The sequence below is a fragment of the Acetobacter aceti genome, from assembly GCF_002005445.1.
Lineage (GTDB): Bacteria > Pseudomonadota > Alphaproteobacteria > Acetobacterales > Acetobacteraceae > Acetobacter > Acetobacter aceti_B.
This window is the reverse complement of record NZ_CP014692.1, coordinates 2,318,030-2,344,747: the sequence shown is the minus strand read 5'-3', so window position 1 is coordinate 2,344,747 and position 26,718 is coordinate 2,318,030. Positions and strand designations below refer to the sequence as shown.

The following is a 26,718-nucleotide window of genomic DNA, read 5'->3' as shown; positions in this document are numbered from 1 at the left end:
CAAAAGTTCATATATGGATACAACTAAAACGCGAAAAATATGATATAAGACAACTTAAGCGAGCAGCAGTTAGGCTCGTAGTTCTTTGACAATCTAGTGAGTCATTAGATCGGTGATGCGATTTTGCGCGGCGGAAGCACCCGTAAGGGTTTTGGGATTCGATTTCCCATCGGCGCACTAAGACCAACAAAGTCTTACTTTTCGGGGATTTTCCCGGATTGTTGCCAAAGTAGGTTACGATGACCAAGTCATCTTCACTAAAAAATACGACAACGGACCTCAGCAACCCGATGTCTAGCATCATCGGTCGTTCAGACATGACGGCTGTCGTTGATAAACCTTATAATGAGGTGGTTGCCTACGGCATCGCGGGTATTTCCGAGATGTATGCAGGCTTCGCTGATACCCGAAAGGGTTGGCTGAAGACGGTAGCTGTCTGCCTGACCTTGTATTCCCGTCAGGGTGAACCTGCGATCCGTGAGGGACTAAAAGCTCAGCAGAGCGAAGCCTTCAGGGACAGCTTAAGGAAGAAACCCGACCGTCGCTTCAAAGTTGAACACGTGATCGCTGCGCTTAATGCGTCTGCGGTATCGAATGGAGGGACTGCAATCGACGGTTCCGCGAAGACACGTCTCAAACAGGCAGTGAGTTATATCTGCAAACTGGGCGATACGTTGGACGAACGGATCAATGAACTCGACGAGTTTGAGTCATTCAATGCGTTGATCAAGAAGGTACGGGAAGACGAGGCTGGTCGCGTCTCTAAACCTGAACCAGAGACAACGGTTAAGGACAACATCCTTAATGGAGAGCGTCGTTTTACCAAATGCTTCTACGAAAAAACCTCGCCTGCAAAGGCGATTTTCGAAATGGAAGAAGTCAACGGGCGGCCGCCGATTGACGGCCTATGGGTTGCTCTGTGTCGAGCTTCTGGATCGAAGTTTGAGATCGTTCGGATGTCTCGGCAGTCGAACGTGATTGATCCGATGATCACTGAGGCCATGGAGCAAGATGTCCTACTGCATGACGAACAAGCGGCTGAAGCTGCCAAGTCGGAAGATGCTGAGGCTGATGAGCTAAAAGGCTCGTTGGACGAGGCTCCAGAAAGCGAGGTGGCTTAATGGTCAAGGTTGTTGCGCCTAGCGGGTGGGGGGAGATAATCCCCCCTAATCCACGCGCTGAGAAAGTAGGCGAGGCTTTTTTGAAGGGAAGCCTTAACTGGCTGATGTTCGAAGGGCCTCCGGGAAGCGGTAAGACTTCGGCGGCTGATGCGCTGTTGTTGAGCCGTTATACCGATCTTCATGAGACGCCTTCTGACATCATTTACCTCAATGCGGCGGTAAACCGTAGTGAGGATGGTGTTAGATCCGCAATAGAAGGTGCTCGGTGTTTTGGGCAAAACTCGTCGGGGAAAAAGTTTCTGATCCTCGATGAAGTTGACTGCTTATCTTCGACGGCTGCTTCGACTTTGAAAGGTAAGTTGGACGGACTTGGGGAAGATACCCCTGTAATTCTGACAACGAACCACTTATCGAAGCTGGATAAAGCCCTAGTGAGCCGCTTTGGTTCGAGTAACTGTTTTGTACTTGCTGAGGAAGTCGAGAGCCATTGCGATTGTCTCCTTATTGATACAGAGACGATCCGTCACAAGCAGTTAAGAAGCAGTTACGCCAGAGAGCTTCATACATGACGATTTTGGCATCTCAGCTATACTGAGACGTTAGAGCCCCGAACGTCTCTGCTCGGGGCTCTAAGAGCATTACAGTGATGATCCCGGTAGCTGCATAGACTCTCTGTATGATTCGATTGAGTTATGCGAATAGAAGCGCTCGATCATCGTAACGCTAGTGCCTAATGATCGAGCAATATTCATCACTGGACATCTGTTGTTGATTTGTTCGGTGACAAAATAGTGACGGAAGCTATATGCGTCTCGTGGCTTGCCTCGAAAGTCTTTCTTGAGATCAAGCTGTTCGAGCAATCGGTTGAACAGTATATCCAGTCGTTTGAACTGTAGACCTTTTTCCGTAGCCCAGAGAAAATCATCTTTGGTCGGTTCCCGTTCCCAGAACCAGTTATAGAGAAGCCATAAACCTCGTAGATGAATATCAAGGGAGTCTAGTCCGAAACCGTGACGCTCTTTTCCTTTACCCCATATGAGTAAGATCGTCTTTGATTTACGCATTGGTCCTTCATAACGAGGATCGAACTTTGTAATCTGTTTCCATTGCAGCCTGAGACATTCTGTTGGCCTCATTCCTGTTGAAGCCAATATGCCGATATAGTGGTAAAGTAGACAGGCTTGGAACCTTTGGCTTCTTGTTAAGTTTTCGGCTTCGGTTGCTTCTGCTGCTTTACTTTCGAGTAAACGGACTTCTTCTGGCGTAAAGCTGGCTCTCGGACTTGCTTTGACTTTTACTTTTTCAAACTTGGGAAGGTGTCGAATATATTGCTCACGTTCACAGAACTTGAGGAACTTGAGTAAGAGAGCTTCGACGCTATGAAGTGTCGAACTGCTTGGGACTGTCTTGTCGATAGGTCGTTTGAGTTTGCGACCGCTGCGCTCATACCAAATGAAGTCGATATCTTTGCCTGGGCCACTGATCCAATAATCTTTGCGCCACTTCATAAACTGCCCGACCATCTTCGATGTAATGTCGCCCGGCGGTATGTTGGCAAAGTAACCCAGTATATATCGGTTTAGGACGGTCATCTCTGGTGGAGATAAAGAGACCTCTTTGAGCCATTCTTCAACAACAATGCTGACCTTCTTGGCGCGAGCGTCGAGACCTTGTTCACTTCGTATCAAGGCTTCGTAATAGATGCGCTCGGCTTTTCGCTTGGCTTCGAACTCGTCTGGGGTGCCGAGGCTCTTACGGATTTGACCTTGGCCTTTGATAGAGAAGCGGACGAGCCAGTTGACTGTGTTGCGCTGCTTATAAAGCTGCCACGGCTGCTCTACGTTGCCGGTTAGTGCTGTTGCACGCTCCGGCTGCTTTGCTGCTTCTTTGCTTCGCATGGGCTAACCTCTTGAAAACATTAAGCCCGACAAAGCGTTAAAAATGCTTTGCTAGGGGCTTTGATAGCTTGTTTTCTGAGGTAGGGGAAAGCAACCGAGTTGCTAAGTGCTTGTTTTACAAGCAATAAATGGTGCCCAAGACCGGGATCGAACCAGTGACACTGCGATTTTCAGTCGCATGCTCTACCAACTGAGCTACTTGGGCACCTTGCCAGCGGTTTAACCGGCTGGTGTGGGGAGCATTTAACCCGCCTTGCCATGAAGATCAAGCGGGGAGGTCGTCTTCTGTGTCAGAAATTTTTCCATCTCCGGAAGCAGGAGCTGCCGGGACGCGATAATCCTCGGAAAACCAACGACCGAGATCAATGTCGGCGCAACGACGGGAGCAGAACGGACGAAATTCCGGCGTCGAAGGCTTCTTGCAGATCGGGCAGGGAACGGGCTCAGCCACGGACAATACTCCATGAAAGAGGGGGAAGATTGGGGGTGCTGCGAACTGTCAGGGGATAGCCACACCATGCGGTAACGTCTTCGACAGCCACAGGGTCAGCAGACAGGGCTTCCACAAGCCCGACCCCCGCTTCCAGAAACGGGCGGGATAATGGCTGGTCTTCACAGGAAACCACAACATCCCGCAGAGCGGCCATGGCGCGACCGTGAGGGCTGAATGTCTGTTCATGCAGGGATGGACGAACTCTGGTCCGGACAATTTCGATCAACCCAAGCGCCGTAATGCCGAGGCAGCGTGCTTTCAGAGGGTCGGATTTCAGCGCCTCTTCCATGGAGTCACGAAGAGCCTGCCTCTTGCGGGTCGAAAGACCGGCGGGATCGATCAGGATCGCGCCGGAAAGATTACGCAGGTAGATCTGTCGTACCAGAGCCGGGAAGGCGTCCCGGTTCAGGGCAAACTGGGTGGTCTGTTTCAGCCCAGCCATCCCGGACGCCGACGCCGTATCCATGTCGATGGCGACAAGAGCCGGTGTGGGCGTAATGCTGGCCCTCATCCCGCCCGGCAGTGCAATCTCAGATGCCAGCAGGGCGTCAACGGCATCGTGAATGTCATCGGTCCATGTCTGCCGCACAAGCCGGACACGATCCCGGAGAGACGGAGGCACACGGGCGGCGAAGGTCGGATGATCGACCTGAATATCGCCATCCCATCGTTGCGCCATATCTTCCAGCGGTGAAGGCCCCTGCTGTATCAAACCGACCCCTGAAGCGGGAGAAGATAACTCCACCCGTTTCAGGCGAGGGCCTTTGCCGCCCATGCCGCAGCGGATGAGCTGCACGGGGACGGCATCGCCCTCGTGCAGGGCCGGGTCGTTGTCCCGCACGGGCATGAAGCCTGCTTCACCGAGGCCGATATGGACGAAGGCTCCTCCCAGCGCGGGAGCAAGAGCTGTGACACGTCCGAGGAAGACAGAGCCAAGATGGTCTGAATAACCCGGCGTCCAGATTCCGTAATCCTGAAGTATGCCGTTCTCGAAAACGACGATCCGGGCCTCACCCGGCGAGCAGGCGAGGCGTAGCGCGCCTTTCACGGCAGCCACTGGCCTTTCTGGCCGCGGAGAAGTTGGGCGGTTTCAAAAAGCGGCAGGCCTATGACGGCGGACGGACTTCCTGAGACGAAGCGGATACAGGAGGCGGCCTGTCCCTGAAGCGCGTAGCCTCCGGCCTTGCCTTCCCAGTCGCCGCCATCAAGCAGCCCCTGAATCTGGGCTTCGGTCAGGCGGGAGAACACCACCCCTGTTTCCACCACACGCAGACCGGGCCGTCCGTCTGCCCATGCAGCGCTGGGCTGAATGGCGACGGCCGTCAGAACGATGTGGCGACGTCCGGAAAGAAGACGCAGGCAGGATTCGGCGGTCTTGCGGTCTTCAGCTTTCGGCAGGATGCGACGGCCAAGCGCAACAACCGTGTCGGCGGCCAGAATCAGCGCCGGGCCAGCCGTGCGTGCGGCGACAGCCGCTGCCTTTTCCTGCGCCAGACGCTGGGCATAGATACGTGGCAACTCATCTTTTCGGGGTGTTTCATCAATGTCGGGAACATCGATGCGATCCGGCGTCAGACCGATCTGCTCCAGAAGAGTCAGACGACGGGGAGAAGCCGAGGCAAGGATCAGGTGGGGCCGCTGTGAAGCGGCTTCACCCGGTCCGCCAACCGGGTTTTCAGACAATCCCGGCACCCGGTCTTACTTGAAGCGGAATGTGATGCGACCCTTGGACAGGTCATAAGGCGTCATCTCTACGCTCACACGGTCACCAGCCAGCACGCGGATGCGGTTCTTGCGCATCTTTCCGCTCGTGTGGGCCAGAATCATGTGCTCGTTGTCGAGCTTGACGCGGAACATGGCGTTAGGCAGCAGCTCCGTTACGGTTCCACTGAACTCGATCATGTCCTCTTTAGACATCGTTATTTCCACTCTTCATATGGTTGTCGGCTTCCCTGTAGTGAACCCGGTTGCTTGAAATAGCTGGTCAAGGGCGGTCTTATGACCGCGCCTGAACCTCCGGGTCAAGTTCTGGCTGATTTTTGCCGAGTCACGAATTGCCGAGGCGGGCCGAAATACTCAGCGCGTGGGCCTCAAGACCTTCCGCATTCGCCAGTGTGACGCCTGCCGGCCCGATTTTTTGTAGCGCTTCCTTGTCTGCGGCGATGTAAGTCGTCCGCTTGAGAAAGTCATAAACGGAAAGACCAGAGGCGAACCGCGCCGTGCGCGAAGTCGGCAGGACATGGTTCGGACCGCCGACATAATCGCCGACCGCTTCCGGGCAGAAGCGTCCGAGGAACGCGGCTCCGGCGTGACGCACTTTCGCAAACATCGCTTTTGGATCGTCCAGCATCAGCTCAAGATGCTCGGGCGCAATCCGGTCCACCAGTTTCGCGGCTTCATCCCAGTCGGCGACGGTGATGACCGCTCCGAAATCGCGCCAGCTCACGGAGGCGATGGCCGAGCGGGTCAGCGTTTTCAGCTCCGTTTCCACGGCAGCGGCCACGGCGTCACCAAAGGCGGCATCGTCTGTAATCAGAATCGACTGCGCCAGTTCATCATGTTCGGCCTGCGCCATCAGGTCCAGCGCGACAAGGCGCGGATTGTTCTGGTTGTCAGCGACCACCACGACTTCCGAAGGACCGGCGATGCTGTCGATTCCGACACGCCCGAACACCTGCCGCTTGGCTTCCGCGACATAGGCGTTGCCGGGGCCGACGATGCGGTCCACGGGACGGATCGTTTCCGTGCCGAACGCCATGGCGCCGACGGCCTGTGCGCCGCCGATCCGGTAAATTTCGGTCACACCGGCGCGTTTGGCCGCCGCCAGAACCAGCGGGTTCAGCACGCCGTCGGGTGTAGGCACGCACATGGCCAGACGCTCCACGCCCGCCACATGGGCCGGAATGGCGTTCATCAGCACGGAAGAGGGGTAGGCCGCCTTCCCGCCGGGAACGTAGAGACCCACGGCGTCGAGCGCGTTCCAGCGCTGGCCGAGCGTCACGCCGTCAGCGTCGATGAATTCCATGTCCTTCGGCAACTGGGCGCGGTGGAAAGCTTCGATACGGGAGGCGGCCACATTCAGCGCGTCGATCCGGTCCTGCGGGACTTTCGCCGTCTCGGCGTCGATTTCTTCCGCGGTAATACGCATGTGCTCTGGCGTCAGGGGCAGCCTGTCGAATCTTGACGTCAGTTCGCAGACGGCGGCGTCGCCACGGGTGCGGACATCTTCCAGAATGGCGGCGACGGGTTTGTCGACACGGCCGCTTTCCGTCTCGCGATCGGCCAGCAATGCGACAAAACCGGCTTCAAAGTCGGCGGAGCGTGTATCAAGGCGTTTCATGATGCTCTCTGTCTTTTTGCCCGTTCAGATCGGGCCGGATGAAATCAGGTCAGGAGACCGAAGGGATCAGGGTGTCGCCAGAGCATCGCGGAAATTCGCGATCAGACGCGCTATTTCCTGCGGACGTGTCTTCATCACCGTGCGGTTGACGACCAGACGGCTCGTGATGTGGGCAATCGTCTCCACTTCGCGCAGGCCGTTGGCGCGCAGGGTGGAGCCCGTATCGACCAGATCGACAATCACGCGGGACAGGCCAAGCATCGGGGCCAGTTCCATGGCGCCATGCAGATGCACGATGTCAGCGTTGATGCCACGCGCGGCGAAATGGCGACGTGTGATGGAGGGATATTTTGTGGCGACGCGGATTTCCGACAGGCGACCGGCTTCTTCGTCCAGAGAGTCGGACACCGGTTGCGCCACGGAGACGCGGCAGCCGCCAATACCCAGATCCAGCGGTGCGTAGAGTTCCGGGTAATCGAACTCCATGATGACATCGGCTCCACAGATGCCAAGATGCGCGCCGCCCTGCGCCACGAAGGTCGCCACGTCGAAGGAGCGCACGCGCACGACGTCGAGGTTCGGGTCATTGGTGGTGAAGCGCAGGCGGCGGCTGCTCTCGTCCAGACAGTCCGAGGAGGGGATGATACCCGCCTTTTTCAGAAGGGGGCCTGCACTTTTCAGAATGCGGCCCTTGGGGAGCGCCAGCACCAGCCTGTCGTCCGGATGGTGGGCCGCATGCGTCGTCTCGTCCCTGTTGACGGGGGCGTTCGCTGCGAGGTCCGTAGTCCGGTCGAGATTCATGTGATGCTCCGGGTCGCCCGGCCGGATGCCGGGTTCAGGCCGCGAGGAGGCGGCTTTTGTGTAAGGTCGATGCGGCGTTTACCATAGAGTGAACACTCCGCCAAAACTGTCCGTTTCGGGAAGAATAGAGTTTTAACCAGACGGACTGTAGGGTGCGCTTTCAGTGAATGCCGGACGGGGTGCTGCGCGAATGGCGCGTGTGAAATGTGTGATGATGCAGCGGGATGAAACCCTGCTGCTGGAAGCGTGGTTCAGGCACTACGGATACCTGTTCGGTTTCGAAAACCTTGTTGTTCTGGATAACGGTTCTGTCGAACCTTCCGTGCTCGCCACCCTCGATACCTATGAAAAGGCGGGCGTCCAGGTCTTCCGGGGACTGGGCAAGGCGAAGGATTTCGAGGCGAAGGGTGAATATGCCCGGCGTATCATTGAATTCTGGGATGCCACGGAAGACTACGACTTTGCGATCCCGGTCGATTGCGATGAATTTCTCTCCGTCTACACGGAAGACGGTTTCAGCTGTTCAAGAGCGGCGATTCACGCCTGTCTGGATGAACTGGTCGGGGAAAAGCGGACGATGCAGATCCGGTTCAGTCCGGGCAATGTGCCCGGTGTGCCCGGATGCTTCATGCCGATGGATTTTCCAAAGAAATTCGTCGCCAGCAAAACTGTGGGAGAAGTCGATCTCGGCTACCATGCGATCACGTCGCGGGTGGAGAAAGGCTTTGTCGAAACCCGGCTGGCCTATCTGCACATGCACCACAAGCCGTTCGACATGCTGGTGGAGCATGCTTCCCGCAAGCTGCGCGATCGTGTGGATGTGACGGATCATGAAGCGCTGAGACGCTTTTCCGGCGCGGGTATGCACCTGATCGAATATTTCTTCATGACCCCGGAGGAATATCTGGGACGCTTTGAGAGCGGGGTCTATTTACGCTTTCCCGGCGCGCTGAACCATTTCCGGTCGATCGGTGTTTGTTCGGAATTTTTTGGAACGATGCTCCCGGCTGAACCGGCGACCCCGACCGACCTTGCCGAACTGGTGAAGGTGGAAGAGGGCCGGATCACGCAGACCCGGATATTCGACGCTGGAAAATATTTTGAACTTTATCCTGATGTCGCTTCGTCAGGTATGAAAGCCTTTTACCATTACCTCGCCTTCGGAATGGGAGAAGGGCGACGTCTGGCTTGAAGTGTCAGGGACCGCCGTGCAGACTCTGAAGGGCTCTGCTTTCGTCACTGCGCATGCTGAAAGCAACCCGTGCATGGTCCATACAGGCAAGCCCCACGGGATCATGAGGATCTGTTGTCAGTGTTGAGAACGCCCTGTGAATTTTGCATGCGAGGCTCCCGATCCAGTCTGCGGGCTCCGTTTGTCCGGCATTCTGATTCCTGAGATTGCGTTCGAGAAAATCATCCACTTGCGTGGCCGCAGTGCTTTCGAGTGGAAATGACGTGCCGAGGGCCTGGTTGATCCTGCCGACACCCTCTCGCCAGTCGTTCAGGAGAGCATCGTACTGAACGAAAACACGTCGGGCAGTCCGGGTGTCACGTTCTGATTCGATATGGTTGCGGATATAATAGAGCAGCCCCTGCTCGATGGATGACCCGTCCCGGGCAGCCAGAGAGGCGGCCACTTCATCCGGCGCCCGGTCTATGAAGCAGAAGAGAGGCGCGACGCCTGCTGTCTGAAAGACTTCCGCCCACAGGGGGAGCAGGCGGCAGATGCGTGGTTCCTTGAGAATACAGAGTCCTGAAGCATTACGGTAATCTTCGAGGAACATTGCTGTCAGCCTTGCCGTATAGTGAGCGGCGGCTTCGGAGCGGAACCAGTCCCGTGGAAACTCCCGCCAGTCGGACCATGAGCTTCCGACCGAGGCGAGAATCTCGTCGTGCAGTTCTGCTATGTCCTGCGGTTCGAAATAGCCTTTCGGGTTGGCCCAGTTGGCCTGCATCAGGTTTTGCGGCAGGCCGGCCCCAAGTAATGACAATGTTCCACTGAGGGCGGAGGTGCCACTTCGTGCGCCAAGAATCACAATGACCCGTTTTTCGCGGTCGGACTGCTGCATGAATCAATACATCCTGGCTTCAAACGAGCGCCAATCAGAAGGTTTGGTATAATATCCTTCCTGCGTGTTACAGGTTTATGTCTTGTATGCTCTGGCCGTGCAGGATGGTGCGCCTGATGCTTTGGTGTCAGGCATCGCGATCTCTTGACCGGACATGACAAAAGAGCAAGGTGCAGGTCATGACACACCCACACTCTGACGGACCGCTGGTCGAAATGGTTGCTTCGGATATCAGCAGGGCCTTGCGTGATGTCCGCACGCAGATCGAAAAAGCGGTTCAGGACGCTGGACGACCTGCTGATGCTGTCACGCTGGTCGCTGTATCCAAGTTTCATCCGGCTGCCGCAGTGGAGGCCGCCCTCCTCGCTGGCCAGAGAGTCTTCGGTGAGAACCGGGTGCAGGAGGCAGCGGAAAAATTCCCCTCCTTCCGTGAGCAGTACCCTGATCTTCGCCTTCATCTCATCGGCGGCCTTCAGACCAACAAGGCGCGGGAGGCCGTGCGGATTGCGGATGTGATCGAAAGCCTCGACCGACCGTCTCTTTCAGACGCGCTGGCGAAAGCAGCGGATCAGGAAGGTCGCATGCCAGATCTTCTGATCGAGGTGAATACGGGTGATGAGCCGCAGAAATTCGGCGTTCTTCGTGAAAACGCCGATGAATTTATTCGCCAGAGTCGGGCGCGGTTCGGAGAGAAACTGCGTGGGCTGATGTGTATTCCGCCAGCCGGTGAGGATCCTGTCCCGCATTTCCGTTTTCTGCGGTCGCTGGCCGATCAGCACGGCCTGCCTGTGCGGTCGATGGGGATGTCGGCGGACTATCCGCAGGCAATTGCCGAGGGCGCGACACTGGTGCGTGTGGGGACAGCCATTTTCGGTGCGAGACCCTCAGGGGTTGCGGCAGGCTGACCGGAGCCGGTAAGTCTCCGGCAACGATTTTCCGAGAACGCGGATTTCTCAGTGTGAAAGCCCGCGCAAGGGCCCGCGTAAGGGAGTGCAACGCGAAGAATGACCGGACACGAGACATCGGCTGACAGCCACGGTGCGCTACCGCCCGCTGCTGCGGATAAGGACGGGGGGGCATCCGCCCGCAAGACCCCGAAAGTGACGGAATTCGGTGCGGATCAGCCTCAGCATGAGGCTCCGCCCGTTGGTTTTGCGGCGCTTCTTGGCGTGCTGGGCGTGGTGTATGGCGATATCGGCACCAGCCCGCTCTACGCACTGCGCTCCACCATCGAAGTCGTCTCCGGCCACCATCCGGTGCAGAACGCAGAAGTTCTGGGCATTGAAAGCCTGATCTTCTGGACGCTCATCATCGTCGTGACGGTCAAATATGTCCTCCTCGTGATGCGGGCCGACCATAATGGGGAAGGTGGTATTCTCGCTCTGACCTCGCTTGCCCAGCGCGCTGCGGCCAGCAGCAGGATGCGCGTCATTCTGGGGCTGATCGGCATTGTCGGAGCCTGCCTGTTCTTTGGTGACGGCATCATAACACCCGCGATCTCGGTCCTTTCGGCGATTGAAGGTGTGGAGGTGAGCTTTCCTGCCGCGCAGGAATTCATCATCCCCATGGCCATCGCGGTGATCATTGGTCTGTTCAGTGTCCAGTGGGTTGGCACGGGCAAGGTGGGGGCCATCTTCGGACCGATCATGCTGCTGTGGTTCGGATCTCTCGGTGTGATGGGTCTTTTTGAGATCCTGCATCATCCGGCCGTGCTGTTCGCCATCTCCCCACTCTACGCCATCCAGTTCGTCATCCATCACGGCACGCTGTCGTTCATGGCGCTTGGTTCCGTCGTGCTCTGCGTGACAGGCGCCGAGGCGCTGTATGCAGACATGGGCCATTTCGGCCGTCAGCCGATCCGTTATGCGTGGCTGTTCTTTGTTCTGCCGATGCTGGTGCTGAACTATTTCGGGCAGGGCGCGCTGGTGATGGCGGACCCTGCGGCGCTCGCGAACCCGTTCTTCATGCTGGCTCCGCATTCCATGCAGATGCCGCTGGTCATTCTCGCTACCTGTGCGACCGTCATTGCCAGTCAGGCCGGAATTTCCGGCGGCTTTCAGGTGTGCAGGCAGCTTATCCAGCTTGGCTATCTGCCACGTATGCGCATTGTGCACACGAACGCCGAGGAAGAGGGGCAGATCTATCTTCCCGACTTCAACCGCTTTCTGATGGTGGGTGCGATCCTGCTGGTGGTGGCGTTCCGGAGTTCCGATGCGCTGGCCGCCGCTTACGGCATTGCGGTTACGGGGACCTTCATCTGCACGACGTTTCTGTGCTTCATCGTGTTCCGCAAGCATTTCAATTGGTCGGCGCAGGCGGTCTACGCCACGTTCATTCCGTTCCTGCTCATTGATATGACGTTCTTTTCGGCCAACGCGCTGAAAATACCGGATGGCGGCTGGGTGCCGCTGATGCTGGGCTGTGTGCTCACCCTGATGATGACGACCTGGAAACGCGGTCGTAGCCTCATCATTGCGCGACAGGGACAGGACAGCCTGCCGATGGGCTCGTTCATCGCCCGTCTGCCGCAGTCCCGTACCGTGCGTGTGCCGGGCATGGCCGTGTTCCTGACCGCCACGCCGGACTTCGTGCCGCCATGCCTGCTGCACAACCTCAAGCATAACAAGGTCCTGCACGACCATGTGCTGTTCGTGACCATCCAGAACCTTGACCAGCCTGAAGCCGATCGAGGCCACCGTGTGATGGTCGAGGAACTGGCGCATGATATCTACAGGGTGATCCTGCGTTACGGTTTCATGGAAACCCCGAACATTCCGCGGGCGCTGGAAGAGCTGAAATCCAACGGCATCGATTTCGATCCGTCGCTGGCCTCCTACTTCATCTCGCGCGAGCTGATCGCACGCTCCTCTGTGCCGAAGATGGCGCGCTGGCGGATGGCGGTGTTCATGTTCATGGCGCGTAACGCCACGCCGGCCACCGAATTCTTCCGGATTCCGATGGACCGCGTTGTCGAGCTTGGCGTGAAGGTCGCCATCTGAGACCTGTGATAAACTCTTCTTCTCTTGCGCTTTATATCCACTGGCCATTCTGTCTGGCCAAATGTCCGTACTGTGACTTCAACAGTCATGTGCGGGAGCGTATCCCGTCCGAGCGCTTCGTTGCGGCTTTGCGAAAAGAGCTGGCGCATGAGGCGGCCCGTCTGGGGCGTCGGTCCCTGACGTCGATCTTTTTCGGGGGAGGGACACCCTCTCTCATGCCGCCGGAAGGCGTGGCGGCGCTGATCAGCGATGCGCGGACGCTGTTTGATGCGGACCCGAACATCGAGATCACGCTGGAAGCCAATCCGACCAGTGTGGAAGTGGGCCGCTTGCAGGGATTTCGTGATGCCGGTGTAAACCGGGTCTCGCTGGGTGTGCAGTCCTTACGAGACGACGCCCTGAAGATGCTGGGACGTGAGCATTCTGCTGGGCAGGCCGTGCAGGCGCTGGAAATGGCGAGGCGCATTTTCCCCCGTGTCACATTTGACCTGATCTATGCGCGTCCGGGGCAGTCGCGGGAGGACTGGCGCGCCGAGTTGGCTCAGGCGCTTGATCTCGTCGCGGACCATGTCTCGCTCTACCAGTTGACCATCGAGGGCGGCACAAAGTTCGAAGGGCTGTTTCGTCAGGGAAAGCTGGTTCTGCCCGACGAGGAACTGGCGGCGGCGCTTTATGACGACACGACGGACGTGGCGGCAGGACATGGTCTGTCGGCTTACGAAGTCTCCAATTACGCGGTGCCGGGCGCGGAGAGTCGCCATAATCTGACCTACTGGCGCTATGGGGATTATCTCGGCATCGGTGCGGGGGCGCATGGGCGGCTGACGCTCGACGGGCAGTTGCTGGCGACGCGTCGGCATCGTGCGCCGGAGATATGGGCTGAAAAGGTCGAACAGACCGGCTCAGGCGAAACGAGTGCTGATCCGTTGGACAGGCTGGATCGCTCACGGGAGATGCTGCTGATGGGGCTGAGGCTGGCGGAGGGTGTCCCCAGCACCGCGTTTGAGGCGCGTACTGGCTGTGCTTTTGCCGATGCTCTCGATGGCGACGTGCTGCAACTGTGCCTTGAGGAAGGGTATCTGCGGCGGCTTTCCAGAGGAGGGCTGGTGGCGACGCCTTCAGGCCGTATGAGACTGGAAGCGATTCTGCCGCGGCTGGTGCTTTAACGGACCGGATGATGACCGGTCTTTGTGAGTTCGATTGCCTGTAAAACGTTGGACTGTCAGGGTCATTACGCCGTGTGCAGTATTAAGGGAAAACGCTCTTAATCTATTGTTTTCAGAGCCTCTTCACGCGTTCAATTGATTTCCATTGCGCGGAATCTGCTCTAGGGTCATGACGGGCTGGTCTTATGGCGGACAACAGAAGTGGACTATGGGTTGAGACGCGAATAATCGTCTGAAAAATGTGACTGGGCTATTTTCCCCTGTAAGGTGTTTCGTGGAAAATGGTTTGTCCTGTTGTTCTGGCAGATGGTCTGTCCGAGCAATGATAACCTCGGCAATGAACTGCCTTTGAGGTGCCTGCGGAGGAGCAAGATCCTGTTGAACAAGGATGTGCCTGAAGACCGGACAGAACAGTATTCTTCCAGGGAAGGAGAGACTGCCGGGCGAATGGCCTCACGGGCGCCGGATGAAGTTCTGAATGGGACTTTTGCTCTGCCTCAGGTCGACGCCAAGGTGGAAGCGTGGCTTGTCGAGGCCGCAGGACGTGAGAAGTGGCTCACGACTGACTATCCTGACCGTTACCTCAATCTCGGTTACACGATCACGCCGCTCGTGCAGGAAGGAGAGGTGCCACGTGTCGCCATGCAGGCAGTGGCCGAAGTGAGGCGCAGCATGTTGGCCCGTCATGCCTCTGACCTCACTCTCCTCGCCACGATTGTTGAGCGGCTGAAAGAAGTCGTGCGTGAAGGCTACGACTATGACGACGCCAAGATCCGTGGTGATCTGGTGAAATGGGGGCTGATAGAGCCTCGCAGCCGTACAGGCGCACTGATCGACACGGAGAAAGGCGCCCGTCTGACCAGCGTCCTTGAGCTGCAGTGGTTTCTCAGGAAAGTTCAGTGGGGAACCGAGTGACAGTCTCTTCCCTACGGGTGACTTTCAGGGTTGAGGGTGGTCTCAGTGTCGGGATGACCCAGCCTTCCATTTCTGAAGCGCCATGAGGGCCTGAGCGACGTGCTCGTCAGGCGAGCGATTTTCATAGCTCATCAGAATTCTGTCGTCAGGTGTTATGACGTAAGACACCCGCGCCGCATGGACGCCACTGGACAGTCTTGCATCGTAGAGGCGGGATACGGAACCGCTCTCGTCTGCGGCGACGGCAAAGCGGCTGCGACATTCACTGACCGAGAATTTTTTCAGCGTGTCCAGCTGGTCCATCGAGACGCCGATGACGGTCGCGTTCAGATCATGGAACTGGTCCATGGCCTCCGCGAAGTCATGGGCTTCAATCGTGCAGCCGGGTGTGAAGGCGGCAGGATAGAAATACAGAACCACAGGGCCTTTCTTCAGCGCTTCCTTCAGGGAGAAGCTGAACCCATGTCCTGCGAGACTGGCCGGAAGGGTGAAATCAGGCGCCTTGTCACCCGGCGGCAGCGCAGCGTGCGCCTGCGTGGAAAGCGTGAGACCGGTCGCTACGATCAGAGCAAAAAGCTGTCGGATGGTCGTCATGATCGGTCCTGCCGGTAAAGGGGAGCTTCGTGGTGCTGTGATCAGATGCCTTCAGGTGAGACGACCACACAGTTGGCCGACCCGATGTCAATGCGATGACAGGCGGCTGTAGCCTCGGAACGGGATAGCCCTGTCAGACGGGCACGGTAAATCTGGCCTCTTGCCAGGCGGACACTGGCGATCTGGGTTCTGGCGGTGGACAGGTCCGTGCCTGCCTTGGTGCGGGCCCGGCTCGTGGCGGCCTGAGCCAGAGAGGGAGAACTGAAGGCGCCGACCTGAATGGCCCATGCCCGTGAACTGGCGACTGTCGGACTCTCCGGCGCCAGCGCTGTGACGCGACGGCTGTTAGCTGTGTCGAGTGTGCGGGCAGAAGATGTGGAGAGTGTGGACGTCACCGGAGACACGAACCGGCTGCTGGTGCGGGTCTGGTGTGCGACCGGCATTGCGCTGTCATTGATGACGACAGGTGGCTCGGCGGAAGTCGGGGTTGCCAGAGCCTGTGGTTCGTCCTGTGTGGTCGATGTTTCCTGAGCGGCGTCACCGGATTTCATGCGGGCTGCCCAGACCGAGCTGACAGATTGAGGAGACGTGCTGCTGCTTGAAATCGGAGCCATCTGACGGATGTAGCTTGGCGTCTGCATGACAGGAGTCGTGTCTTCCGCCGAAGAGGCTGGCGCCTGCGCGACTTCCACTGGTTGCGTGTTGCCGCTGCTGCGCTGTGCCCAGGCGTTACGGATATTGGCAGCCGTTCCTGTCGGCAGGGCGGCCGCGGCATATTCCGCATTCTGGCCGGACGTATGGCTGGCGACGAGAAGATCCGCCTGTGAGCGGTTGCTCGGGTAAATTCCGGCAATTTCACGCCCGATGGCGGAGACATAATTGCGGGTTTCACGCGGCAGGGTCCGGTTGCGGGATATGAAATCTTCAAGGCGACCGGGGCCTGCGTTATAGGCCGCGAGGAAGCCCGGTGATCCGTAGATGTCGTACATCTGCCGGATGTAGCCTGTTCCCGCGAGTATGTTGTCGTGCGGATCATAAGGATCGTCGCCGAGATTATACTGGCCGCGCATGGCGTCGTATGTCGGCGGCATCAGTTGCATCAGCCCCATGGCGCCCGGTGCGGACGTTACCAGTTCGCCATTATGGAAGAGGCGGCCGCCGGACTCGCGCTGGATCACGCTGCGAATCCAGATTTCCGGAACGTCAAAACGCTGGGACGCTTCTGTGATGTAGGGCCCCCACGGATCATCGCTGGAACCCGGAGGCGCGTAATAGGATTTCGCGTGAGCCCGGTATCGCGCTTCTTCCTGCGCGATGGGGATCTGCATGTCGGATTGCGGTCCCTGATTGGCGCAGGCGGACAGCAGCGCCAGCAGGCCAAGAATGGCCGGAGCCTGGAAATTGCGAGCGATACGGGGAAACCTGCGCTTTGTTTTGGTCATGGGAGCAGACGTTGGTCCGGATGTTACGGCGTGACGCGGAGGAAGCCCTGACTCATGGTCCATCGGTATCTCTTTCCCGGTCCGCAAAGCGTCTCTCCCCTTTCTACCCTCTGTTTCAAAAGGCAGGAATAACCCTCAATGCGGCAGGATGCACGCGATTTATCTGCCTGCACGCGAGCCCTGTACCGGGCATTTCTCCTCTGGCTGCGAATTGTGACGTTATCGTGGCGGTGTGGAGTCGTCTTTTCAATCGGCAGGCAAAGCCGATATCAGCGTGAATTTGAAAGGCTTGTCAGCCGCGGGAGTTGCCGCCGGAGGGCCGGATGGGCTACGCGGTCGGACCATGACTGCCTCGACCGGCCAGATTCCTGCTGTGACACCCACACTCTCCATACAGGAGAGTATGAAGCATGCGCCTTCGCTGCGGGGCGGGGTGCTCGCCGATACGGATGGCGATGACGAATGGCGGGACGATCCCGATAATGAGGATACTGTCCAGCGCTCCTCCTTGATGCTGGCCCTGATGGATATCGGAGAAGGGCTGCGCCTCTGGCGTCTGGCCGTCTCTCTCGGCTGGCTGGACATCAAGCTTCAGTTTCGCGGATCCCGGGTGGGGCCGCTCTGGCTCACGCTTGGCACTGCGGTGATGATCGGCTCGATGGGAGGGATTTATAGCAATCTCTTCCATATCGTTCTGAAGGATTATCTGCCCTACCTCGCGATCTCCATGATTCTCTGGCAGATCGGGATTGCGGGGGTGACGCAGGACGCCTGCACCTGCTTCATCAGTGCGGCGAGTTCCATCCGGGCGACCCGCCTGCCGTTTTCGCTACAGGCCTTCCGTGTGCTGGTCCGCAACGGCGCGATGTTCGCCTACAATATCGTTGTGCCTGTCGGGGTCTATGTGATCTTCGGGCTGCTGCCGGGACCGGTCGCCCTGCTGGCGCTGCCGGGGCTGCTCATCTGGGCGGTGAACGCCTTCGCCTTCTGCCTGCTGCTGGGCTCGGTTGCCGCCCGCTATCGCGACATTCCGCCGATTGTGGCCAGTGTCGTGCAGGTCGCGTTCTATGTGACGCCGATTATCTGGAACGGCAGGCAATTAGGCGAAAAAGGATGGTGGCTGATTTTCAACCCCTTCTATTCGTTGCTCGAAATCGTGCGTCAGCCCCTGACGGGGGATATGCCGTCCCTGCTTGTGTGGAGTGTCGCAATCGGATTGAGTGTTCTGCTCTGGATCAGTAGTCTTTTTGTGTTTTCGCGCTCACGGGCGCAACTCGCCTTCTGGATCTGACGACGTGACAGTTTCCGCATCCGTTCCAGCCATGACCGGCAAGAAGTCGGGGCAGTCAAAGGCTCTCATTCGGCTTGACCACCTGACGCTCGACTTCCCGATCTTCCACGGAGGGGCGCGTTCCCTCAAGAAAAGCCTGTTCGGGAAGGTGAAGCGTCCGCTCGATCTGCGGCGCGGCACGCGCGCGGGTGGCGAAGTCCGCATGAGCGAGAACACGCCCGGTGTGCTTGAGGTGCGGGCGATCAGCGACCTGTCCCTGACAATACGCAGCGGGGAACGGGTTGGGCTGGTCGGACATAACGGGGCAGGAAAGTCCACGCTCCTGCGTGTGCTTGGCGGGATCTATCTCGCGCAGCCCGGCATGGTGACGGTAAGGGGTTCGGTCGAGACACTGATCGACACCAATTCCGGGATGAACCCCGCTCTGACAGGGCGTGAAAACATCTACCTGCTGGCGCAGCACAAGGCGCTCCGGTCCGCGCAGCTCAAGCAGCTTGAACAGGATGTGGAAGCGTTTGCAGAGCTTGGCGAATTCATGGACCTGCCCCTGAAGCTTTACTCATCAGGCATGGCCATTCGTCTCGGTTTTGGACTGGCGACGGCGATTGCGCCGCAGATCCTGCTGATGGATGAATGGTTCATGGCAGGAGACGCGCGGTTTCAGGACAAGGCCCGCGCGCGTCTCGCCAATGTCGTGGACGGGGCGGAAATTCTGGTCATCACGTCCCATTCGCTGCCCGTTCTTGAAGAATGGTGCTCGCGGATTGTCTGGCTTGAAGGCGGACGTGTGAAAATGGACGGCCCGGCCTCTGACGTGCTGAAGGCTTATGCGGAAGCGATGAATGCTCATGTCTGATCATAATCTGACCGAAACCACGCTGCCTGTCCGGGTTGTGGCGCTCTATCGCTTCACGCCGTTCGAGGATTGTGAGGCGATCCGTGGGCCTCTGGCGAAACTGTGCTGTTCGTTGGGTATTCGGGGCATCCTGCTCCTCGCGCATGAAGGCATCAACGGGACGATTGCTGGCAGTGACGAGGCCATGGACAGGGTGCTGGAGCATATCCGCGTCCTGCCGGGCTGCGCCGATCTGGAAATCAAGGAATCCCGCGCCGCTGAACTGCCGTTTCTGCGGATGAAGGTGCGCGTCAAGAAAGAGATCGTCACCATGGGCGTGCCGGGTGTCGATCCTCTCGCCATTGTGGGAACCTATGTTGATCCCGCTGACTGGAACGGCCTGATTTCCGATCCGGATACGATCGTTATCGACACCCGCAATGATTACGAGGTGGCGGTCGGCACGTTTCATGGCGCGATCGACCCGCAGATTGCGACGTTCCGCGAGTTTCCGGACTGGTTCCGCGCAAAACGGGATGAACTCGTCGCACAGGGTCGCAAGCCCAAAGTGGCCATGTTCTGCACAGGGGGCATCCGGTGCGAGAAATCCACGGCTTTCGCCAGGGCGGAAGGTGTGGAGGATGTCTTTCATCTCAAAGGCGGGATTCTGAAATATCTTGAAACTGTCCCGGAGAATGAAAGTCTTTGGGAAGGTGAGTGCTTTGTTTTCGACCAGCGCGTGACGGTGAAACACGGACTTGAACAGGGGCGCTATTCCGTGTGCCATGCCTGTCGCCGTCCGGTCAGTGATGAGGACAAGGCTTCACCGCTTTATGAAGAAGGGGTCAGTTGTCCCGCCTGTCATGACGAGCGTACAGAGGCTCAGCGTCGTCGTTATGCTGACCGCGAGCATCAGAGCCGTCTGGCTGCCCAGCGCGGCACGCACCATCTGGGACCGGCTGAGTAGGGTAACGACTCAAAACTGCTGGGTGTATAAAAGTTTTGGTGAAGCTTTTTTCAGCAAGCTTCAGAAGCAGTGGCTTTCGTTATCGTCAAGGATCCAGAACTTCACTGCTTGAGTGATGCCGGGACGGGATCCCGCCGAACAACGCGGATTACCGCCCAGAGAAACCCGGCCCACAGAAAAACAGCAGCCAGTGGAATGCCGGTTCCAAGAGCGATCCCTGCCGCCATGATGGGCGAGAGGGCGGCCAGCCCCAGAATAAACCGCCCGCCCCGGTCGGCGAGAGGCCAGAGCCAGATGCAGGGAAATGCCAGAACGACGCAGTCATAATCGCTGACATACGGCGTTGCTGTCAGCATGGCGAAAATCAGAGCTGATGCCTTTGCCGGAAAAGATATGTTGTTTTCGCGTGCCTTGCTCCAGACGAGCATGAGGAGGACGACACTGATCAGTGTCGCGACACTTTGCATCAGCCATGCCGTAGTCACGTCTGCGCCTGCATGACGCACCAGCACGAAGACCGACATCATGCGCTGCATGACACCGGACCCGTCTTCGAGAATGTATCGTCGGAGAATGCCCAGTCTTTCATGCCATGCCAGCCAGGGCTGAACACCTGAGGTCATGATGCTCATGGCCAGAAGGCCGAGACTGCCCATAGCCATGGTGAATAGTGTTTTCCACTCTCTTCCGCTCAGAAGAGCAAGCGGCACGATCCACCCAAGTTGCGGTTTTGCGACAAGCAGCGCGAACAGGAGACCTGCCTGTATTTTTCGACCGTCCTGAAGAGCGATGAGTGCATGGCCCATGATCGCGGCCATCCAGCAACCGGTTTGCCCTGACAGGGTGTTTACGAAAACAGCCGGCCATGCGAGCGCAAGCAGGCACCAGTGTTTCGGGAAGATCCGCCTCAAAACAAGAGCGAATGCAAACCATCCTCCGCCCTGCCACAGGACGCACGCCACGGGGTAGGGAAAGAGGCTGAAAGGAAGGCTGAGCAATGCCGTGACGGGCGGATAACTATAGTGATAAAGATTGATGTCGTGATGAACGATACTGGTCTGAAAATGGTGAAATGCCTCGAAATTGTAAGCAACCATCAGATGATCGTGCAGCAGCAGGAAGCCTGCCGACCAGAGGTTCAGGAAATCCTCGCAGAACGGATGTCCTGCGCCATCGGTCCATCCGGCATGGAGTTCTGACAGGCCGTGGGTAATGAGGATGCTGCATGAACAGATCACCCAGACCCGGACACAGAACCAGACCAGAAAAAACAGGTGATCGGCTGATCGTTTTCTTGAGGGCGCAGAGGCGGTCATAGACTTCAGGCTATCCGCAAAACATGAAGCAAACGCTATTGTTTCAGCGTTGTGAGATCAGCAGTCAGACGATGGCGGAAGAAGCGGGCAGATTGTGGGTGGTGGGGACAATCCTATTGTTCTTGAGGAAGAGGTTTATGCCTGGGGCGTGCGTGAGAACGTTTCATAGACATCCGGAAGCCTGTCATCTGGGGGACGACCGACTCTGGTGAGCGAAACTGTCTGCTGATCCCTGCATCAAGGATTGAAATTTTTTCAATTGACGCCGTTCAATAATTTGACGGCAAAAATCATCAACCTCACTTGCGATGATTACCAAAGCACTGCTTATCTCCTGCCCGGAACTCATCCGGACAGGAGACAGGCAGCATGAAACAACGCGAACTCGGTCGAACTGGCATCCTCGTCAGTGAAATCTGTCTCGGCACGATGACATTCGGTCAGCAGAACACGGAAGCGGAAGGCCATGCCCAGCTTGATCTTGCGATCGAAAAAGGCATCAATTTCATCGATACGGCTGAACTCTATTCCATCCCGCCCCGGGCCGAGACATTCGGCGCCACGGAACGGATTGTGGGTAGCTGGCTGGCAAAGACCGGACGTCGTGACCAGATCGTTCTTGCCACCAAGGTCGTTGGTCGCAGCCCGATGGAGTGGTTCCGTCCTTCTGGCGAGGAAACCCGTCTCACGCCGCGTCAGATCCGTTATGCGCTGGAAGGCTCCCTGAAGCGGCTCGGCACGGATTATGTCGATCTCTACCAGCTTCACTGGCCTGACCGTCGGGTCAATCTGTTTGGTGCGGGCGGCACGACATTCGAAAAACCGCCTGTTGATGATGAAGTGCCTCTTGAGGAAACGCTGGGTGTGCTGGGCGACCTCGTGGCGGAAGGAAAAATCCGGCATGTCGGTCTGTCGAATGAAACCTCATGGGGCGTTGCCAAATGTCTGGAGGCTTCGCGTCAGGGCAAGCCGAGAGTGGTGTCGATTCAGAACGCCTACAATCTGATCAACCGGACATTTGAACTGGGTCTGGCCGAGTTCGCCTTGCGGGAGCAGGTGGGATTGCTGGCCTATTCCCCCTTGGCGCAGGGGTATCTGACAGGGAAGTATCTGGATGGTGCGCGACCTGCTGGTGCACGCACTACCCTGTTCGACCGGGGGCAGCGCTATGAAAAGCCGGGTGTGGATGATGCCATCCGGGCCTATCTTGCTCTGGCGCAGGAATTTGGAATCGATCCGGTGCAGCTTGCTGTGGCGTTTGTGACGTCGCGGTCCTTCGTCACCTCCAACATCATCGGGGCGACGAGCATAGCCCAGTTGCAGACCATTCTCGGGTCTGTGGATGTGGAGATCACGCCGGCGCTGGAAGGCAGGATCAACGCCATTCATCAGGTCCACAATAATCCGGCTCCCTGAGCCGCCCTCTGAAGGGGGTGTCTTCCGGCAATGGCTGGCCTAACATGCTGGCAGGGCTGAAACTGACTCCCCGACAGGTCGTTCTGATCGGGATGCGGTCATTTCTCCGCACAGTGACAGCCGCTTGAGGAGTGCTTGGTATGGAAAACCCACTGGAAGACTCGCCGCAGCGCGACGCCAAAATCAAGGCCAAAGCCAGGGAAATGTGGATTGCCGACGGCAAGCCGACCTGTGGCCCGGAAGGATATGTGGAAGCCGCGGGCGATCTGATCGGGATGGAGATCAACCCTGACGCCGGAGAAATTCCGGTCGAGTCTCCTGTACCGTTGGCCCCGAACGGCGAACCGATCGAGAACGCCAGGATTCAGGAAAATCTGGGTAATCCCGGTGGCAGCATGGACGAGCGGGATGACAGGCGGGAAGTGCCGTTCGGAACCCGTGAAGAGGAAGAGAAAGCGCTGAAAGACTCCTGACGGGAGTATTCCGCGCCGCTTTTCGACGAACGCATGGCTGAACCCTGTCGGGTGGCGGGGTGTTCGTCCAGCGATCCTGTGCAAGAATGGCCTTCTGGTAGTCACTGGAAGGCCGTCTGCATGTCCGAAATCCCCGCACCACCTGTTGCCCACAAAAAACCGCGCCGTATCGAGCAGCTCGGTCGTACCCGTGTGGATGACTATGCGTGGATGAAGGATGATAACTGGCAGGCGGTTCTGCGTGATCCGGCCTTGCTGCGGCAGGATATTGCCGACCATCTTCGGACAGAAAACGCCTACTCTGACGCCGTGCTGGCGCCGACGCAGGCGCTGCAGGATGAAATCGTCGCCGAGATGAAGGGGCGTCTCAAGGAAGACGACTCTTTCCCGCCGCTTCCGCATGGAACCTGGCGCTACGGCGTCCGGTATGAGGCCGGTTCCCAGTATCCCCGCTACGTGCGCCATGCGGAAGGTCATCCGGACACGGAAGAAGTGCTGCTTGATGCGGACGCACGGGCAAAGGATCAGCCCTATTACGCAGCCCGAGGCGCGACCCATAGTCCCGATCACCGGCTGTTTGCCTGGGCGGAAGACACGCAGGGGTCCGAGATTTACACCATCCGCGTGCGTGACCTGACCACAGGCGAGATGCTGCCAGTCGAGATCGCGAACTGTTCTGGCGAGTTCACCTTCTCTCCGGACTCGCGTTATATTTTCTGGACCTGCCGGGACGATAACGGTCGTCCGGTGAAGATCTACCGTCGTGCGCTCACAGCAGGCGATGACGTGCTGGTCTACGATGAGCCCGATTCAGGCTTCTTTGTCGGAGTGAGCGCCGCCCGTTCCGGCAAATGGATTGTCATAAGCACCAACGATCATGACACGTCGGAGAACTGGATCATCTCCGGTGCTGACCCTGAAGCGTCTCCTGTGTGCGTCGCCCGGCGTGAAAAGGGGCTGATGTATGAACTGTCGCACTGGGGCGACAGGTTTGTCATCCGCACGAATGCGGACGGGGCGACCGATTTCAAGCTGATGACGGTGGCCGATGAGGTCGTGGGGGACCGCTCGGCGTGGCGTGAGCATGTGCCTTGTCGTCCAGGGCATTACATCACCGGAGCGATCTGCTTCTCCGGTCATCTGGTGTGGACCGAGCGGGTGAACGCGAACATCGTCATCGTCATTGAAAACAGGGCCAGTGAACGGCACCAGATCGCGACGGACGAGGACGCCTACACGCTCTCGCTCGATGGTTCCTATGAATTCGCGACGACGGAACTCCGCTATTCCTACCAGTCGCCGACCACGCCGCGGCAGTGGTTCTCCTACGACATGCAGGATCGTATTCGGCATCTGCTGAAGACGCAGGACGTGCCGTCAGGTCACGATCCGGAGCACTATCGGACGAAGCGTCTCATGGCCCGAGCGCCGGACGGCGAACTCGTGCCGATTACGCTGCTATGGCGCCGGGACACGCCGGAAGGTCAGCCTGCGCCGATGCTGCTCTATGGGTATGGTTCCTACGGTATTTCCATTGATGCGACCTTTTCGACCCGCAACCTGAGTCTGGTCGATCGCGGCTGGGTCTATGCCATCGCGCATATCCGGGGCGGTTCGGAAAAGGGCTGGGACTGGTTCCTCGGCGGGCGGGGCGAGCACAAGACGAACACTTTTACGGATTTCGTCGCCTGTGCGGATCATCTGATCGAGCAGGGCTGGACGGATGCCGGGCGTATCGTGGCGGATGGCCGGTCCGCTGGCGGTCTGCTGATGGGGGCGGTCGCCAACATGCGTCCCGACCTGTTTGCAGGCATCATCGCCGTTGTGCCGTTCGTGGACGTGCTGAACACCATGTCGGACGACAGCCTGCCGCTGACGCCGCCTGAGTGGCCGGAATGGGGTAATCCGCTGGTCGACGAAAAAGCCTATGATCGCATTGCCGGTTATTCACCCTATGACCAGATTGCCGCAAAGCCTTACCCGGCAGTCTTCGCGATCGGTGGCCTGACCGATCCCCGTGTGACCTACTGGGAACCCGCCAAATGGATTGCGAAACTCCGTGAGCATTCTGTTTCGGACAATCCTCTTCTGCTTCGGATCAACATGGAAGCAGGGCATGGCGGCGCGTCGGGACGCTTCAAGGCTCTTGATGAAGCAGCGCTGATTCATGCGTTCGCCATCTGGGCGGAAGCGCGTGGCCGACAGTCGGAAGCGTGACAGGATCGGTCTCGCATGGCATGGCGTCTATCAGGTCCGCAGGTTGCGCCATGGGCCTGTCCGTGGAGCAATGCTTGAGGGAATATAGCTGAATGTCACAATCCGGTCTGCCGCCGCATGATGACGATCGTGTTCACCTGCCGCTCTGTCCGGTTGAAGATATCACCTCTGAGCAAAGACAGACTGCCCGGCGGATACAGTGGAAGGCGCGGGAAATTCTGGCCCTCGCCATTGTTGCGATCACAACCTACACAATCCACGGCTTTCTGAGCGCGCTCGCATGGGGGGTGGTCTTCGCTGTGGCGACCTGGCCGCTCTACCGCAAGATCCAGAATCATTGGCCCCGTCTGGCGCGCGGGCCACTGCTGCCGGCGCTCTGCACGGCAGGCATGGCGCTGCTTTTTCTGATTCCGATGCTGTTCGTCGGGCTTGAGGCCGCCAACGAAGCGCAGAACGTGCTTGAGTTGATGAAGCATGCCCGCAATACCGGTGTGCCCGTGCCGGTATGGGTGAGCAGGTTGCCTGTTGGAGCTGGCGCCGTCGTCAAATGGTGGAACGCCCATCTGTCCGACCCGAGTGCCGCCGCGGAGTTCTTCAGTTCATTCGATGCGCGGGGACTGGCCATGACAAGGACTGTCGGGTCACAGGTCGTCCATCGTGGCACACTGTTCTTCTTCTCCATCCTGACCCTGTTTTTTCTCTACAAGGATGGAGACACCATCATGCGGGAGTGCACAATTGCCTCCCGTCGTGCTTTCGGGCGGCGTGGTGAACTGATCGGTCATCAGATCATTGCCTCCATCCACGGCACGGTCGCAGGGCTGGTACTTGTCGGCGTGGGCGAGGGGATCATCATGGGAGTGATCTACTTTCTCACGGGTGTTCCGCATCCGGTCCTCCTCGGCGGCGCGACGGCCATTGCCGCGATGATTCCTTTCTGCGCCATGATCCCGGTTGGTCTTGCCTCGACCTTTCTGCTCGTGGATGGCGGCACGATGGGCGCCGTGACTGTGTTCGCCATTGGAGCGGTGGTGATCTTCACGGCGGATCATTTCGTCCGTCCGGGTCTTATCGGTGGCAGCACGCAGTTGCCGTTCCTGTGGGTGCTGCTCGGGATTGTGGGGGGCGCGGAGACATGGGGTCTGCTTGGGCTGTTCCTTGGTCCGGCGGCGATGGCGACGCTGCATCTGCTCTGGCGCAACTGGTCCCGTGAGCGGGGAGTCAGCGGCAAGGAAGTGTAATGCGCCTGATATCCCGCGTTTCCGGATCGACATTCTCGAGAACAGGCCAACCAGGAAGATAAATGTTTTTGTGACCGGTATTCGGCATTCGCGTTACACTCAGGCCATGCCATACTGAGGCGAA

At 58.2% G+C, this 26,718-nt stretch carries 25 protein-coding genes and 1 tRNA gene; 14 read left to right on the top strand and 12 right to left on the bottom strand.

All coding sequences use genetic code 11. The features are described 5' to 3' along the window. The first annotated feature begins 239 nt into the window (after positions 1 to 239). Positions 240 to 1,121, top strand: a complete 882-nt coding sequence (locus tag A0U92_RS10540) for a hypothetical protein (RefSeq protein WP_149026444.1) — start codon at positions 240 to 242, stop codon at positions 1,119 to 1,121. Further along, the gene (locus A0U92_RS10535; RefSeq protein WP_077813183.1) at positions 1,121 to 1,690 is read left to right on the top strand and encodes an ATP-binding protein; all 570 of its coding nucleotides are present in this window, start codon (positions 1,121 to 1,123) and stop codon (positions 1,688 to 1,690) included. The genes A0U92_RS10540 and A0U92_RS10535 overlap by 1 nt, the downstream gene beginning before the upstream one ends. Before the next feature lie 69 nt (positions 1,691 to 1,759). Here A0U92_RS10535 and A0U92_RS10530 read toward each other — a convergent pair whose 3' ends face one another. The 8 genes from A0U92_RS10530 to hisG form a co-directional block, all read right to left on the bottom strand. Continuing rightward, positions 1,760 to 3,019, bottom strand: a complete 1,260-nt coding sequence (locus A0U92_RS10530) for a tyrosine-type recombinase/integrase (protein WP_077813182.1) — start codon at positions 3,017 to 3,019, stop codon at positions 1,760 to 1,762. 129 nt (positions 3,020 to 3,148) lie between these two features. After that, a tRNA-Phe gene (locus tag A0U92_RS10525) sits at positions 3,149 to 3,224 on the bottom strand. A 60-nt stretch (positions 3,225 to 3,284) separates the two neighbouring features. After that, on the bottom strand, positions 3,285 to 3,470 hold the full coding sequence (locus A0U92_RS10520; protein ID WP_077813181.1) for a DNA gyrase inhibitor YacG: 186 nt from the start codon (positions 3,468 to 3,470) through the stop codon (positions 3,285 to 3,287). Further along, positions 3,463 to 4,569: a ribonuclease E/G gene (locus A0U92_RS10515; protein ID WP_077813180.1), complete on the bottom strand. Its 1,107-nt coding sequence runs from the start codon at positions 4,567 to 4,569 to the stop codon at positions 3,463 to 3,465. Before A0U92_RS10515 ends, A0U92_RS10520 begins: the two co-directional genes overlap by 8 nt. After that, positions 4,557 to 5,195, bottom strand: a complete 639-nt coding sequence (locus tag A0U92_RS10510) for a Maf family protein (RefSeq protein WP_077813179.1) — start codon at positions 5,193 to 5,195, stop codon at positions 4,557 to 4,559. Before A0U92_RS10510 ends, A0U92_RS10515 begins: the two co-directional genes overlap by 13 nt. A 15-nt stretch (positions 5,196 to 5,210) precedes the next feature. Then, on the bottom strand, positions 5,211 to 5,429 hold the full coding sequence (infA, locus tag A0U92_RS10505) for a translation initiation factor IF-1 (protein ID WP_010667149.1): 219 nt from the start codon (positions 5,427 to 5,429) through the stop codon (positions 5,211 to 5,213). A 130-nt stretch (positions 5,430 to 5,559) separates the two neighbouring features. Next, positions 5,560 to 6,852, bottom strand: a complete 1,293-nt coding sequence (gene hisD / locus A0U92_RS10500) for a histidinol dehydrogenase (RefSeq protein WP_077813178.1) — start codon at positions 6,850 to 6,852, stop codon at positions 5,560 to 5,562. Positions 6,853 to 6,918: 66 nt separating this feature from the next. After that, the gene (hisG, locus tag A0U92_RS10495) at positions 6,919 to 7,653 is read right to left on the bottom strand and encodes an ATP phosphoribosyltransferase (protein ID WP_077813177.1); all 735 of its coding nucleotides are present in this window, start codon (positions 7,651 to 7,653) and stop codon (positions 6,919 to 6,921) included. A gap of 190 nt (positions 7,654 to 7,843) precedes the next feature. On the opposite strand from hisG, the gene A0U92_RS10490 reads away from it, so the two are divergent. Further along, entirely contained in the window at positions 7,844 to 8,845 is a 1,002-nt protein-coding gene (locus A0U92_RS10490) for a glycosyltransferase family 2 protein (RefSeq protein ID WP_077813176.1), read from the top strand. 4 nt (positions 8,846 to 8,849) lie between these two features. Here the strand turns inward: A0U92_RS10490 and A0U92_RS10485 are convergent, their stop codons facing one another. After that, positions 8,850 to 9,722, bottom strand: coding sequence for a sulfotransferase family protein (locus A0U92_RS10485; RefSeq protein ID WP_077813175.1), 873 nt, complete (start codon positions 9,720 to 9,722; stop codon positions 8,850 to 8,852). 215 nt (positions 9,723 to 9,937) lie between these two features. Here A0U92_RS10485 and A0U92_RS10480 point away from each other — a divergent pair, with 215 nt between their 5' ends. The 4 genes from A0U92_RS10480 (at position 9,938) to A0U92_RS10465 (ending at position 14,802) form a co-directional block, all read left to right on the top strand. After that, positions 9,938 to 10,627, top strand: coding sequence for a YggS family pyridoxal phosphate-dependent enzyme (locus A0U92_RS10480; RefSeq protein ID WP_149026546.1), 690 nt, complete (start codon positions 9,938 to 9,940; stop codon positions 10,625 to 10,627). A 99-nt stretch (positions 10,628 to 10,726) separates the two neighbouring features. After that, complete coding sequence (locus tag A0U92_RS10475) at positions 10,727 to 12,721, top strand: potassium transporter Kup (RefSeq protein ID WP_077813173.1); 1,995 nt, start codon at positions 10,727 to 10,729, stop codon at positions 12,719 to 12,721. A gap of 8 nt (positions 12,722 to 12,729) precedes the next feature. Then, positions 12,730 to 13,887 carry a radical SAM family heme chaperone HemW gene (hemW, locus tag A0U92_RS10470; RefSeq protein ID WP_149026545.1) on the top strand — a complete coding sequence of 386 codons (1,158 nt, stop codon included), beginning with the start codon at positions 12,730 to 12,732 and terminating at the stop codon, positions 13,885 to 13,887. Positions 13,888 to 14,265: 378 nt separating this feature from the next. Beyond that, complete coding sequence (locus tag A0U92_RS10465; RefSeq protein WP_077814385.1) at positions 14,266 to 14,802, top strand: hypothetical protein; 537 nt, start codon at positions 14,266 to 14,268, stop codon at positions 14,800 to 14,802. A gap of 42 nt (positions 14,803 to 14,844) precedes the next feature. On the opposite strand, the gene A0U92_RS10460 is transcribed toward A0U92_RS10465, so the two are convergent. Together A0U92_RS10460 and A0U92_RS10455 are read right to left on the bottom strand one after the other, a co-directional pair. After that, positions 14,845 to 15,396, bottom strand: a complete 552-nt coding sequence (locus tag A0U92_RS10460; protein WP_077813171.1) for a peroxiredoxin — start codon at positions 15,394 to 15,396, stop codon at positions 14,845 to 14,847. A gap of 41 nt (positions 15,397 to 15,437) precedes the next feature. After that, complete coding sequence (locus tag A0U92_RS10455; protein WP_077813170.1) at positions 15,438 to 16,838, bottom strand: lytic transglycosylase domain-containing protein; 1,401 nt, start codon at positions 16,836 to 16,838, stop codon at positions 15,438 to 15,440. 343 nt (positions 16,839 to 17,181) lie between these two features. Here A0U92_RS10455 and A0U92_RS10450 point away from each other — a divergent pair, with 343 nt between their 5' ends. Genes A0U92_RS10450 through trhO form a run of 3 tightly spaced genes read left to right on the top strand, consistent with a single transcriptional unit; the run spans position 17,182 to position 19,931 of the window. Beyond that, positions 17,182 to 18,129: an ABC transporter permease gene (locus A0U92_RS10450; RefSeq protein ID WP_149026443.1), complete on the top strand. Its 948-nt coding sequence runs from the start codon at positions 17,182 to 17,184 to the stop codon at positions 18,127 to 18,129. A 31-nt stretch (positions 18,130 to 18,160) separates the two neighbouring features. Then, complete coding sequence (locus A0U92_RS10445; protein WP_077814384.1) at positions 18,161 to 18,985, top strand: ABC transporter ATP-binding protein; 825 nt, start codon at positions 18,161 to 18,163, stop codon at positions 18,983 to 18,985. Next, positions 18,972 to 19,931: an oxygen-dependent tRNA uridine(34) hydroxylase TrhO gene (gene trhO, locus A0U92_RS10440; protein WP_077813168.1), complete on the top strand. Its 960-nt coding sequence runs from the start codon at positions 18,972 to 18,974 to the stop codon at positions 19,929 to 19,931. The genes A0U92_RS10445 and trhO overlap by 14 nt, the downstream gene beginning before the upstream one ends. Before the next feature lie 101 nt (positions 19,932 to 20,032). Here the strand turns inward: trhO and A0U92_RS10435 are convergent, their stop codons facing one another. Next, positions 20,033 to 21,247: a glycosyltransferase family 87 protein gene (locus tag A0U92_RS10435; protein WP_077813167.1), complete on the bottom strand. Its 1,215-nt coding sequence runs from the start codon at positions 21,245 to 21,247 to the stop codon at positions 20,033 to 20,035. A 369-nt stretch (positions 21,248 to 21,616) separates the two neighbouring features. On the opposite strand from A0U92_RS10435, the gene A0U92_RS10425 reads away from it, so the two are divergent. The 4 genes from A0U92_RS10425 (at position 21,617) to A0U92_RS10410 (ending at position 26,594) form a co-directional block, all read left to right on the top strand. Continuing rightward, positions 21,617 to 22,663 (top strand): aldo/keto reductase, encoded by a 1,047-nt coding sequence (locus A0U92_RS10425; protein ID WP_077813165.1) that lies wholly within the window; start codon positions 21,617 to 21,619, stop codon positions 22,661 to 22,663. A 140-nt stretch (positions 22,664 to 22,803) separates the two neighbouring features. Continuing rightward, positions 22,804 to 23,136, top strand: coding sequence for a hypothetical protein (locus A0U92_RS10420; RefSeq protein ID WP_077813164.1), 333 nt, complete (start codon positions 22,804 to 22,806; stop codon positions 23,134 to 23,136). Between the two features lie 120 nt (positions 23,137 to 23,256). Continuing rightward, the gene (locus A0U92_RS10415; RefSeq protein ID WP_077813163.1) at positions 23,257 to 25,353 is read left to right on the top strand and encodes a S9 family peptidase; all 2,097 of its coding nucleotides are present in this window, start codon (positions 23,257 to 23,259) and stop codon (positions 25,351 to 25,353) included. A 92-nt stretch (positions 25,354 to 25,445) separates the two neighbouring features. Further along, positions 25,446 to 26,594, top strand: a complete 1,149-nt coding sequence (locus A0U92_RS10410; protein ID WP_077813162.1) for an AI-2E family transporter — start codon at positions 25,446 to 25,448, stop codon at positions 26,592 to 26,594. Positions 26,595 to 26,718: the final 124 nt, after the last annotated feature.

Bases quoted from the DNA above. Each gene is read 5' to 3' on its own strand.
- A0U92_RS10530 (WP_077813182.1), bottom strand. From the start codon at position 3,019: ATGCGAAGCAAAGAAGCAGCAAAGCAGCCGGAGCGTGCAACAGCACTA.
- A0U92_RS10540 (WP_149026444.1), top strand. From the start codon at position 240: ATGACCAAGTCATCTTCACTAAAAAATACGACAACGGACCTCAGCAAC.
- A0U92_RS10435 (WP_077813167.1), bottom strand. From the start codon at position 21,247: ATGACCGCCTCTGCGCCCTCAAGAAAACGATCAGCCGATCACCTGTTT.
- hisG (WP_077813177.1), bottom strand. From the start codon at position 7,653: ATGAATCTCGACCGGACTACGGACCTCGCAGCGAACGCCCCCGTCAAC.
- infA (WP_010667149.1), bottom strand. From the start codon at position 5,429: ATGTCTAAAGAGGACATGATCGAGTTCAGTGGAACCGTAACGGAGCTG.
- hisD (WP_077813178.1), bottom strand. From the start codon at position 6,852: ATGAAACGCCTTGATACACGCTCCGCCGACTTTGAAGCCGGTTTTGTC.
- A0U92_RS10480 (WP_149026546.1), top strand. From the start codon at position 9,938: ATGGTTGCTTCGGATATCAGCAGGGCCTTGCGTGATGTCCGCACGCAG.
- A0U92_RS10460 (WP_077813171.1), bottom strand. From the start codon at position 15,396: ATGACGACCATCCGACAGCTTTTTGCTCTGATCGTAGCGACCGGTCTC.
- A0U92_RS10420 (WP_077813164.1), top strand. From the start codon at position 22,804: ATGGAAAACCCACTGGAAGACTCGCCGCAGCGCGACGCCAAAATCAAG.
- A0U92_RS10410 (WP_077813162.1), top strand. From the start codon at position 25,446: ATGTCACAATCCGGTCTGCCGCCGCATGATGACGATCGTGTTCACCTG.
- A0U92_RS10415 (WP_077813163.1), top strand. From the start codon at position 23,257: ATGTCCGAAATCCCCGCACCACCTGTTGCCCACAAAAAACCGCGCCGT.
- A0U92_RS10475 (WP_077813173.1), top strand. From the start codon at position 10,727: ATGACCGGACACGAGACATCGGCTGACAGCCACGGTGCGCTACCGCCC.
- A0U92_RS10445 (WP_077814384.1), top strand. From the start codon at position 18,161: ATGACCGGCAAGAAGTCGGGGCAGTCAAAGGCTCTCATTCGGCTTGAC.
- A0U92_RS10535 (WP_077813183.1), top strand. From the start codon at position 1,121: ATGGTCAAGGTTGTTGCGCCTAGCGGGTGGGGGGAGATAATCCCCCCT.
- A0U92_RS10455 (WP_077813170.1), bottom strand. From the start codon at position 16,838: ATGACCAAAACAAAGCGCAGGTTTCCCCGTATCGCTCGCAATTTCCAG.
- A0U92_RS10490 (WP_077813176.1), top strand. From the start codon at position 7,844: ATGGCGCGTGTGAAATGTGTGATGATGCAGCGGGATGAAACCCTGCTG.
- A0U92_RS10450 (WP_149026443.1), top strand. From the start codon at position 17,182: ATGACTGCCTCGACCGGCCAGATTCCTGCTGTGACACCCACACTCTCC.
- trhO (WP_077813168.1), top strand. From the start codon at position 18,972: ATGCTCATGTCTGATCATAATCTGACCGAAACCACGCTGCCTGTCCGG.
- A0U92_RS10425 (WP_077813165.1), top strand. From the start codon at position 21,617: ATGAAACAACGCGAACTCGGTCGAACTGGCATCCTCGTCAGTGAAATC.
- A0U92_RS10485 (WP_077813175.1), bottom strand. From the start codon at position 9,722: ATGCAGCAGTCCGACCGCGAAAAACGGGTCATTGTGATTCTTGGCGCA.